Source organism: Pseudomonas sp. MOIL14HWK12:I1 (genome assembly GCF_000510705.1).
In the GTDB taxonomy this organism is placed as follows: Bacteria; Pseudomonadota; Gammaproteobacteria; order Pseudomonadales; family Pseudomonadaceae; genus Chryseomonas; species Chryseomonas oryzihabitans.
Genome location: NZ_KI783308.1, coordinates 62,387 through 73,189 on the forward strand (window position 1 = coordinate 62,387; position 10,803 = coordinate 73,189).

A 10,803-nucleotide genomic window follows, 5' to 3' on the forward strand; every position below is an offset into this window, starting at 1 on the left:
GAGCGGCTGTCCTTAGTGGGCGATAGCGTCCTGGGTGGCGAGCAGCCGCGGACCGCTGGCGCCAGGCAGCAGCAGCACGCTGTAGCGCTCGCCGGCCCTGAGTTCGCCCAGGTCCAGCGCTGCGCCTGTGGCCTGGCCGGCGCAGGTCAGCTGCACCTTGAGCGCCACGGCGTTGAGACTGCGGCGCTGCAGGGTGCCGTCGGCCACGTCCTTGAAGATATCGGCATTGCGCCCGGCCGCCTGCAGGCCCGGGGTCGCGCACTGCGGATCCAGGCTGTAGAAGGCCAGCGAGGCCTTGAGCGCATTGAAGTCGTCGGGTTGCTCGCGTACCAGGCGCTGGACCAGCGGGGTGCCGGGCAGGACCACCAGGGTGGCGAATTCACCGGCGGCCACGGTCAGCTCCAGCGGGGCCTTGGCCGCGCCCTGGACCAGTTCGCCCTTGATCGCCTTGGTCGCCGGCACGGTCAGGTAATCCGACACCGGCTTGGCGGCCTCCAGCTGCAGCCGCGCGGCGGAGCCGGAGGCCTGCAGCGCCAGGGGCTGGCTGCCGGCGTTGACGAAGCGGAGGAAGGCCGAGTCTTCGCTGGGGCCGGTGGGATAGAGGGACACCTCGGCCTGGGCGACCCCGCCCACCAGCAGACCGAGCAGCAGCAGGGCCTTCACTGGGCGGCTCCCTTGAGCTTGTCGGCAGGCAGCTTGTTCAGAGCGTCGACGATGGCCGAACTCCAGGACTTGTAGCCCGGACCGGTCAGGTGCTGGCCGTCGATGGTGGCCCACTGGCCGGGCTTAGCGAAGCTCAGGGAGTCGATGTAGCTGCAGGGCGCGACGTTGCTGGCGAGGAAGCCGGACATCAGCTTGACCCGCTCGAAGGTCTTGCCGTACTTGCCGCCCTCGGTGCCCCAGGTCGGACCGACCCAGGCGCAGTGGGTCTTGGTGGCGGCGATGGCCTTGGTCAGGCTGGTGGTCTGCTGCCAGACCCAGGTCTTGGGAAAGCTGGGGTTGGTGTAGCTGGCCATGGTGTCGCCCATGACGATCAGCACCAGATCGGGCTTGTCGGCGGCGATGAGCTCGTTGATCGGCTGGGTCGCCGCCTTGCCGCCAAGCACCACGGCCTTGTCGCCGTTGCGCCGCTCGGCGCCACCGCAGGTGCCGGGGGTGACCTTGAGCCAGTCGCCGGCGTTGGTGCCGCAGATACCCAGGGTATGCACCTTGGCGCCCTGCTGCACCAGGCTGTCCTGCAGGGTGCCGATCAGGTAGTCGGGGGTGGCCAGATGGCTGTCGCCGATCATGAGAATGGTGAGGCCGGTGAGGAGGCTGGCTGCCATGGGAGCTCCGTGAATCAGTTGTCGTAGGGGGAACGATAGGGACTGACCGGCAGGGCGAGTGCACGGTCCTGGGGTTCCAGCGCATAGCGCAGATAGACGCCGCCATTGAGCTGTTGGAAATCGCGACCGTTGTCGACGCCGAGGTTGCCGCCGACGAACAGCTGGCGACCGAGCTGGTATTCGGTGGCGCCATAGAGGCTGTAGCCGAGACTGGTCTTGCTCTGGCCGCCATAGACCGCCGGGGCGCCGAGCGCCTGGCTCGCCGCGGCCTGCAGGCGGGCGTCGGTCGGGTAGAAGTCGGCGCCGTCCTGCTCGATGCGTTGCAGGCCCACCGCGCCGCGCAGCTGCCAGGTCCAGCGATCGGTGCGCTGCGACCAGGTCAGGGGGACGCCCAGGGCATAGAAGCGCTGCGGACTGAAGTAGCCGCCATGGCCATAGGTGAAGAAGGCCTGGTTGTTGTCGTAGGCGATGCCGGTAAGCGACAGGCCCAGGGTCAGGCGACTGTCTTCGCTGTTGATCAGGTAGCGGTACAGCCCGGTGCCCAGCTCGGTACGGCTGTTGTCGGCGACATGATTGCCCAGCAGCCGGTACCAGGAGGCATAGGCATAGGCACCGAACTGGCTGTCGTCGTAGCCGAGCTGGCCGCGCACGCCATTGGCGGTCACGCCACCCCATTGCTGGCCGGTGCGGGCGTCTTCGCTGCCGGCAAAGGAGGTCAGGCTGTCGATCACCGCCCGGCGCGAGGCCGAGAGGCTGTAGCGGCTGTGGTCGGTCAGCGGTCGCTCCAGGCTCACCCCGCCCACCGGAGTGGAATAGAGAAAGCCCAGGGGCGTGGTGCCGGCGTCGGCCTTGAGGCCGAGCTGGGGATCGCTGTAGGCCACCGCCAGGCCCACGCCGCTGTCGCTCTGGCTGCCCGGCGCGGCGTCCGGCGCGGCCTGGGTAGCGGCCGGGCCGCCACCGAAGCGACTGCGGGCGTCGCTGCCGACACTGCCGGCAGTCAGGCTGACCGGGGTGACTCGCACGGCCAGGCGCACATCGCCCAGCGGGAAGTCGATCTCCAGCGGCGCTTCCACGTCGGTGAGCTTGCCGAGGCCGCGTTCGTTGTCGTTGCTGCGCACCGTCAGGCCCTGGGTGATCCGCGCGCTGCGGGTCTGCAGCAGGTCGTCGAGGGCGCGCTCAGCTGCGCTGTCCTGCGGAGCGACGGGCGCATCCGCCAGCGGGGCGGCCTTGGCCGCCGCCAGCAACTGGTCGGCGGTCGGCGGAATGGCCTGGCTGGCCAGGGTGGCGCTGCCGCGGCGCGGGCCGAAGGGATTGGCCGGGGCGCTGGCCAGGGGTCGCGCGGTCTCGGCGTCGCGGCGCTCCACCGCCACCACCTGGCGCAGCAGCTCGGTGGCCCGACCGTCGCGACCCAGGGCGCGATAGAGGCGCGCGGCCTCGGTCAACACCCCGACGTCGTCGGCGCCCAGGGTGACGGCGCGTTCGAGGGCGCGCTCGGCATAGGCGTTGTCCCGGGCGCGCACGGCGGCATCGGCCGCACCCAGTTGCAGCCGGGGGTTGTCGGGGGCGCGGCGCAGCAGGGGTTCATAGAGGCGCAGCGCCTTGTCTGCCTCGCCATTGGCCAGGTACAGCCGCGCCAGGGCGGCGTTGGCCAGGTCATCGTCCGGGCGCTGGGCCAGGGCCGGCGCCAGGGTGTCGTAGGCGGTGACCAGATCGCCGCGCTCGCGCAACTGGTCGGCCTGACGCACCCGGTAGCGATAGAGCAGGTCGTCATAACCCTGGCGCTGCGCGGCGGTCAGGCGCTGTCCCTGCAGATCGTGCAGCAGGGCATTGACCTCGTCGTCGGCGCCACTGCGCAGCAGCACCTCGCCGTATTGCAGGCGCAGGGCGGGATCGGGCGTGCGTTCGCGGGCCAGGACATCGCGCAGCAGGCGCAGCCCGCGTTCCGGGTCACCGGCCTCGGCATAGGCCGCCGCCAGGCCACCCAGAGCGGCGGGGCGCTCGCCGGCTTGCGGCTCCAGGGCCGCCAGCTGGCGCCGCGCGGCCTGCTGCTGGCCGCGGCGGGCCAGGTCACGGGCGGCGCTTACCCGGGCATCGAAGTCGAGATCAGCGGCCAGCCCCGTCATGGCCGGCGTGCGCTGGGCCGGCGGGATGCGCCCGAGCAGCGCGCGCGCCGCGGCGGGATCCCGCTGCTCCAGGGCGAACAGGGCGCGGACATAGAGCGCTTCCGGGCGCTGGGGGTCCTTGGCCAGACCGCTGTCCAGGGTCTGGCGGGCGGCCGCCTCCTGACCCTGGCGCAGCTGCAGGCGGGCCAGGGCCAGCAGTGCCCAGACATCGTCCGGATCGGCGCGTCGGGCGTCTTCCAGGGCGCGACGGGCCCCCTGGAGATCGCCACGGCCCTCGGCCAGCTTGGCTTCCTGCAAGGCCTGGGTGGCCTTGAGCCGATCCAGGTTGCCGAGCCTGGCACGTTCGGCCGGGGTCAGGGTGTCGAGCAGGCGCAGGGCCTCGGCCGGACGCTCGCTCTCGGCGAGCAGATCGATCAGGCCCCGACGGGCTTCGAGATTGCGCGGATCCTGCTGCAGGATCCGTCGATAAGCGGCCTCGGCGGCGTCCAGCTGACCGGTCTGGGCCTGCAGTCCGGCCAGGGCCAGCGGTGCTTCCGGGCGCTTGGCGTCCAGCCGCAACGCCTGTTCCACGCGGGCACGGGCGGTGCTGAAGTCGTTGGCCTGCTGGGCCTTGCGGGCCTGGGCGAGCAGCGCCCAGTAGCGTACCTCGGCCAGCGGCGCCTGCCAGCGCGCCCCGCCCGGCTGACGGGTGGCGCGGTTCAGCAGCGCTTCGGCTTCGTCGAAGCGTTCCTGGCGCTGACGGACGATGCCCAGGCCGCCTAGGGCGTTGGCATCCTCCGGCGCCACCTTGAGGCGCGCCTGGAAGGCGCTTTCGGCAGCGCCCAGCTCATTGCGGCGCAAGGCTTCGATACCGCGGGCCAATTGCGGATCCAGACCGCCGCTGCGACTCAGGGTACGGCCCTTTTCCAGTTGGGCGCGCAACTCGGCGTCATCCGGGTGCTGGCGCAGATAGGCCTCGAACAGCGGTGCCTCGGCCGGACCGGGCGGACCGCTCCAGACCAGGGCCTGGCGCCAGTATTCGGCGGCTTCGCCACCGATGTCCTTGCGCGTGCTCAGCTCCGCCAGGGCCTGGATGCCGCGGCTGCGACTGGCCGGAAAGCGCGCCAGGTGCTTGGCCTGGATCAGCATCAGCGCCGGATCGCTGGGCTGCAGCTTGCGCAGACGCTCGATGCCCGGACCGGCTTCCTGCCAGCCATTGGGGGTGTAGGCGAGGATGTCGTAGTACTCCCGCGCCAGATCACCCTGGGGCAGGCGGCCACCAAACAGCTGACGATAGAGCGCCAGTGCCTGCACCGGCTTTTCTTCGCTGACCAGCTGGCGGGCATCCACCAGGCGCTGCGGATTGTCACCACTGGCCAGGGCGATGTCCTGCTCCAGCTGCAGGGCCTGCTGGGGCACGGGCTTGAGCGCCTGCAGGCGGCGCAGATAGGCCTGGGCGGCCGGCAGCCGGTTGGCCTGCACCTCGATCAGTCCCAGGCCGTACAGCGCCTCGGGCTGCTGCGCATCCAGTTCGAGCAACTTGTTCCAGGTCTCCTGGGCGCGGGGCGCATTCTTGCGCGCCTGCCAGAAGTGACCCTGCTCGAGGAGCAGCGCTTCGGGGGTACCGGCCGCCTGGGCCAGCGGCGGCAGCAGCAGACCGGTCAGCAGGGTAGCCAGCAGCGGTGCATGGTTCATGGTCTAGCGCTCCAGCCGCTGACGAGCGCGGGCGCGCAGCGCCGCATGGAGCAGGCCGGCCAGCAGGGCCACGCCCAGGGCGCTCAGGCCCAGCATCAGCAGCGGATGGCGAGCCAGTTGCCAGCGGACATAGAGCAGCGGCCCGAGGCTGCCGACGTGATAGGTCTCGTCGGCCACCAGGCTTTCCACCTGCTGGCCACGCACCGTGGCCAGGCTGCCCTGCAAGGCCTGGGCATAGTCTTCCCGGGTGGTCAGGGCGCGGCTGATGTCGGCCAGGCCCTCCGGGCGGGCGGCGACCAGGGCCACCACGCTGCGACCGCTCCTGAGCGGCGATTCGAAGCCGGTGACGAAGGCCGTACCGGCACCGCCACTGGCACTCAGGGCCGCGCGACTGCGCTCCAGGCTGGCCGCGTTGTCGCTGCCGAACCACTGGCGCACCTTGAACGCCAGGTCGGATACCTCGAAGCGCTGGCCGTTGCCGGTGAAGCCGGCGGGCAACTGGGCGGCCCAGCGTTGCAACAGCGGCTGGTCGGCGCCGCTGGCGATCAGCAGTAGATCCTTGTCGACCAGGCCGTCGACCTCGCCGGCACGGGCCAAGGTGACCGCGGTGGCGGGATAGCCGGTGGAGCTGCCGAAGCGGCCGAGCACATTGAGGTAGGTGTCGATCTCCGCCGCGCTGGGCGCATCGGGCAGGATCACCGCGGTTTCGCTCAGGTCCGCCAGGCGAGTGAAGGGAAAGCCACTGTCCTTGAACACGCCCAGGTTGGGCAGGGCGATGAAGTGCCGATAGCCGGAGAGATCCAGGGTCGAATCCGGTTCCAGGGTGCCGCGCATGTTGTCGATGATGACGTCGCGGCATTCGCCCTGCTTGAGGTAGTCGTACATGAAGCGGAATTGCAGGCGGGCCTGCAGCGCCTCGCCCTCCAGCGGCAGCCGCACCTCGGCTTCGCGCGGCAGTTCCTCGTCCTTGATCAGCCCCAGCAGGCCCTGGTCCAGGTGTTCCTGGGACGGCAGGGCGATGGACTGCACGAAGCGGTCGTTGAAACTTACCAGCAGCGAGGAATTGGTCGCCACCGGCTGTGGGGTGTAGCGGTACCTGAGGTGCAGCGGCAGCCCCTGGTTGCGCCAGAGGAACAGATCCGGCGGCAGCCTCAGCGGCACGCTCATGGTACCCGAGTCATAGCCGGAGACCGCCAGTTGCTTGGGCGTGGCCAGTTCGCCCAGGCGTACCGGTCGGTCGCTGGGCAGCCAGTTGGGCGCATCGTAGGGCTTGCGCGGTTGCAGCGCCTGCAGGGTGTCGAAGGTCATGCTCTGGCCGGAGAGGGTCTGGTGACCCAGGGCCACGGCGCTCGCGGCGCGCTTGAGTTCGTTGGCATCGCGGCCGGAGATCACCAGCAGCTGGCCCTGGGGATCGAAGGGGTTGGCCAGGATGTCGACCCGCGCCGTCGCCGGTGCCGGCAGACTCAGGCCCAAGGTCTTGGCGCGCTCTTCGCTGGTGACCAGCACCACCGCATTGCCCTTGGCCGGCAGGGCGTTCTGGCTGCTGGGAAAGCGGGCGCCGCGATAGCTGGCCAGGGCGCTGAACCAGGACGACAGGGTGCCGGCGGCCTCCAGGGTGCCGTTGTCGGCCGCACTGGCGATGACGAAGGGCAGTTCCAGCTGCCGGGCATCGCGGCGATCGAAGAACGGCTGCGGCAGGCGCGCCAGGTCCGGTGCCAGGTCCAGGCGACTGACCTGGATGTCCAGGCGGCTGCCATTGCTCACCTTGGCCCAGAGGCTGGAGTGCAGCGGGTCTTCGCACTGCATGGTGTAGTGGCCGATCAGCTGGATGCTCAGCCGGTTGAATTCGGTGATCAGCCGCGGCGGGATGTCCACCACCCGGGTCTGGGGCGTGCCGGCGCCTTCCTTGGGCAGCGGAATGCTGGCGGCGACCTCGTCGTTGACCAGCACATTGAGCTGGGACAACTCCGGCAGCAGCGCCGGGGAATAGGTGTAGTTCAGCGTCACCTTGGCGGCGCTGACGATCTCGTCGGCGCGAATGTCGAAGCCGACTCCGTCCCGGCTGTCGATGCCGCGCAGATTGAAGGGATAGACCGCGCCGAGCTGCTTGAAGCTGTTGTCGTAGCCGCTGCCGGCCACCGCCACCGGCGGCGCATTCTGGGCCAGGGCGAAGGCGGGCGCGGCACCCAGGGTGGCGAGCAGCAGGGGGGCGAGACGTAGCGACACGGTCATGGGCGGTCCAGGGAGGCGGAGGAGGAGGGCGCCGTGCGCCGGGAAGGTCGGCTCAGGCGCCAGACGTTGCGATTGAGATCGGCGATGCCGCGCAGGCCGATCTGACTGACCTCGCGCAGCGAGCCCAGCAGGGAATCCGGACGGTGATTGCCCCAGGCCTCGGCCCAGAGATCGGCGCGGGAAAAGGTCATGCGCACCAGCTCGCGCTGTTCGGTCACGCTGAGTTCGGCGAAGCGGGTGCCCACGGCGCCGGCGCGGCTGAAGGCCACGGTGGCCGGGAAGCGACGGCTGCGACCGTTGCGGCTGAGTTCGACCTCTACCGCGCTGCCCTCGGGCAGATGCAGGCCCGCGGGCAACTTCAGGCCGATGCCGCTCTGGGAAAAGTCCAGGGTGCTGCATTCCAGGCGGCTGCCATCGGCGAGCACGAGTCCGGCCGGCAGCGTGGCGGCCACCCGGGGTTCGGCGCGCACCTGGCGCGTCTCGCTGGCCACGGCCACCGCGGCACTGGCGATCACCAGGTTGTAGAGGGTCCAGACCAGGTTGATGGCGACCGTGGTCACCGCCTCGGGATCGCCTAGGAACAGCCGACCGATACCCACGCCCAGGCCGAGCAGATTGAGCGCCAGCAGCACGATGTAGGGACGCGCCAGCTCCCAGTCGAAGTAGTCGCTGGCGATGATGCCGCCCTTGTCGGTGACGTTGAACTTGCCCAGCCGCGGGTTGATCAGCGCCAGCAGCGTGGGCCTGAGGATGTACCAGGCCAGTACCGTCTCGTAGACCTCGTTCCAGAAGGAGTGGCGGAATTCGCCCTGGATGCGCGAGTTGGTCAGGTTCGAGTGCAGCACATGGGGCAGCACATAGCAGGTGATCAGCAGCGCCGAGGCATGGAAGATCTGCGCGCTGAACAGCAGATAGGCCAGCGGTGCGGTAAGGAACACCAGCCGCGGCAGGCCATAGAAGAAGTGCAGCATGGCGTTGAGGTAGCAGAGCCGCTGGCCGAGGGCGAGGCCCTTGCCCAGCAGCGGATTGTCCATGCGAAAGATCTGCGCCATGCCGCGGGCCCAGCGGATGCGCTGGGCGATATGGCGCGACAGGCTCTCGGTGGCCAGGCCGGCGGCCTGGGGAATGCCCAGGTAGGCGGTGTTGTAGCCGAGCCGGTTGAGCTTGAGCGCGGTGTGGGCGTCTTCGGTCACCGTCTCGGTGGCCACGCCGCCGACCTCTTCCAGCATGGTGCGCCGGATCACCGCGCAGGAGCCGCAGAAGAAGGTGGCGTTCCACAGGTCGTTGCCATCCTGCACCAGGCCGTAGAACAGCTCGCCCTCGTTGGGCACGGTGCGAAAGGTCTTGAGGTTCTTCTCGAAGGGATCCGGGGAAAAGAAGAAGTGCGGGGTCTGCAGCATGGCCAGCTGCGGGTCCTTGAGGAACCAGCCCAGGCAGACCTGCAGGAAGGAGCGGGTCGGCACGTGGTCGGCATCGAAGATGGCGATGTACTCGCCGTCGGTCACCTTGAGCGCCGCATTGAGATTGCCGGCCTTGGCGTGCTCGTTGTTCTCGCGCACCAGGTAGGAGACGCCGGCGGTCGCGCAGAAGTGGCGGAAGTCCTCGCGACGACCGTCATCGAGCACGTGCACCCGCAGCTTGTCGCGTGGCCAGTCGATGGCCTGGGCCGCCAGGATCGACAGCTTCACGATGCTCAGGGCTTCGTTGTAGGTGGGGATGAAGACGTCCACGGTGGGCCAGGCGGCCGGGTCGGCGGGCAGCGGGACCGGCGTGCGGCGCAGCGGCCAGATGGTCTGCAGATAGCCGAACACCAGCACCGCCAGGGCATAGAGTTCGGCGGCCACCAGCCCGTAGCCGAGCACCATTTCCAGCGGCGTCTCGAAGCCCAGGGTGCTGGTCAGACGCCAGTAGAGATAGCGCAGCGACGCCAGCAGCGACAGCAGGATCAGCGCGATCACCGGCAGCCGTCCGGGCAGTCGACGCAGCAACAAGGCCGCGCCGAAGCAGCCGACGGCGAACGCCGCCTGTTCTTCCAGCGCCAGGGGCACGCTCACCAGCAGGGCGCCCAGCAACGCGGCGGCCGTCCAGGCGAACAGCTGCAGCCACAGCGGCGCCGCGGGCGGCACCGGCTGGGCGTCGGCAGCGCGCGCCGCGCGGCGCTGGCGAACCTGTTCCAGGCGGTCGAGAAAGCTCATGGCTAGGCGCGCGCGGCGTGCTGCACGGGCGAGCGAAGATCGCCGAGCAAGGCCTCGCCCAGCTCGGCCAGGCCACGCGCCCAGGCGTCCTGGACGCTGGCCAGACCCTGGCCCAGGGCCAGGGCCTGCTCCAGATCGGGGCTTTCCGGCAGTACGCCCAGCAGGCGTTCGCCCCAGGATTGCGCCACGATGGCGGCGATGTCCTGGCTCAGGGGGCGGGCGGGATCGACCCGGTTGAGCAGGTGCAGCGGTGTGACCTGGCCGCTGCAACGCTGCCACTGACGTTCGAGGCGCGGCAGACTGGCGTAACCGGTCGCATCCGCGGTCGTCACCCCCAGGATCCGGGTGGCCAGGGCCAGGGCCTGACGACTCAGGGGCGTCGAGCCCGTGGGGCAGTCGAGGATCACCAGGGTATCGGCCGGGACGTCCAGCGCCTGCAGGCGGCGGGTCAGCCACTGGGTGTCGGTGGCCAGGGCCTGCTCCAGAGCCTGCAGATCCAGCTCGTCGGGGGCGCCAAAGGGCACCAGGCGCAGGCGCTCGTCCACCGCCAGGCAGACGGAAAGCGGCGCCCTGACCGAGCCGGTGGTGGACGACGCTTCCTGCAGCAGCAGCGAAGACAGCACGTTCTGACTGTCCAGCTCCACCAGCAGCACCGGCTGGCCGCTGCGGCTCAACGCCTGGGCCAGGCCCGCGGCGATGACTGTCTTGCCGGTGCCGCCCCGGGCCGACATCAGTGCCAGCACCGGACCGGTCAACCGCGGCAGCGTGCGACTCAGCGCCTGGTCCAGGGCGGCGACCGCCTGGTTGGCCTGGCGGCTGCTGTGCAGCTGCGCTAGCTGCCGCGACAGCGGGGGCAGGGCGTCCGGTTCAGCCTGAGCGGCCGCCTCGGCCACCGTGACGACCGCTTCGACCTGGGCGCTCGGCGCAGGCTGCGGCTGAGCTGCGGCTGGCAAGAGGGCTTCGTGGGGCACCGGCTCGGGGGCTTCGAACTCATGGTAGCGCTGGGGATCACCGCCGAAGGAGCGGAACAGATTGGCAATATCCAGCGAACGGACCATGGCGACTTCCGAAAAGGTGGAGGGTCTGCGTGAATGCTTGACGTCAAAATTATGGCTAAAAGCCATCAGGTGTCATTTTTGTGGATACTGTCACGCGGAGTTCGTGACGCACCAATTGAAAATGCGTATGCGGGCATCGAAGCGGAGCGAACGGATCGTCTCGCTTTTCAGCGCCGGCTCGCTTCAATGTTTAGAT

The 10,803-nt window shown here is 69.7% G+C and carries 6 protein-coding genes; all 6 read right to left on the reverse strand.

Annotated elements, in window-relative coordinates; translation table 11 throughout:
- Positions 1-12: 12 nt before the first annotated feature.
- The 6 genes from PSEK12I1_RS0117980 to PSEK12I1_RS24165 are packed head-to-tail and all read right to left on the reverse strand — an operon-like array spanning position 13 to position 10,607.
- Entirely contained in the window at positions 13-663 is a 651-nt protein-coding gene (locus tag PSEK12I1_RS0117980) for an alginate O-acetyltransferase AlgF (protein WP_051399197.1), read from the reverse strand.
- Positions 660-1,325, reverse strand: coding sequence for a cell division protein FtsQ (locus PSEK12I1_RS0117985; protein ID WP_027597207.1), 666 nt, complete (start codon positions 1,323-1,325; stop codon positions 660-662). Before PSEK12I1_RS0117985 ends, PSEK12I1_RS0117980 begins: the two co-directional genes overlap by 4 nt.
- Before the next feature lie 14 nt (positions 1,326-1,339).
- Entirely contained in the window at positions 1,340-5,122 is a 3,783-nt protein-coding gene (locus PSEK12I1_RS0117990) for a cellulose biosynthesis protein BcsC (protein ID WP_037007192.1), read from the reverse strand.
- A 3-nt stretch (positions 5,123-5,125) separates the two neighbouring features.
- Positions 5,126-7,354: a cellulose biosynthesis cyclic di-GMP-binding regulatory protein BcsB gene (gene bcsB, locus PSEK12I1_RS0117995; RefSeq protein WP_081737539.1), complete on the reverse strand. Its 2,229-nt coding sequence runs from the start codon at positions 7,352-7,354 to the stop codon at positions 5,126-5,128.
- Positions 7,351-9,549 carry a UDP-forming cellulose synthase catalytic subunit gene (gene bcsA / locus PSEK12I1_RS0118000; protein WP_027602472.1) on the reverse strand — a complete coding sequence of 733 codons (2,199 nt, stop codon included), beginning with the start codon at positions 9,547-9,549 and terminating at the stop codon, positions 7,351-7,353. Before bcsA ends, bcsB begins: the two co-directional genes overlap by 4 nt.
- A 2-nt stretch (positions 9,550-9,551) precedes the next feature.
- Positions 9,552-10,607: a cellulose synthase operon protein YhjQ/BcsQ gene (locus PSEK12I1_RS24165; RefSeq protein ID WP_051399196.1), complete on the reverse strand. Its 1,056-nt coding sequence runs from the start codon at positions 10,605-10,607 to the stop codon at positions 9,552-9,554.
- Positions 10,608-10,803: the final 196 nt, after the last annotated feature.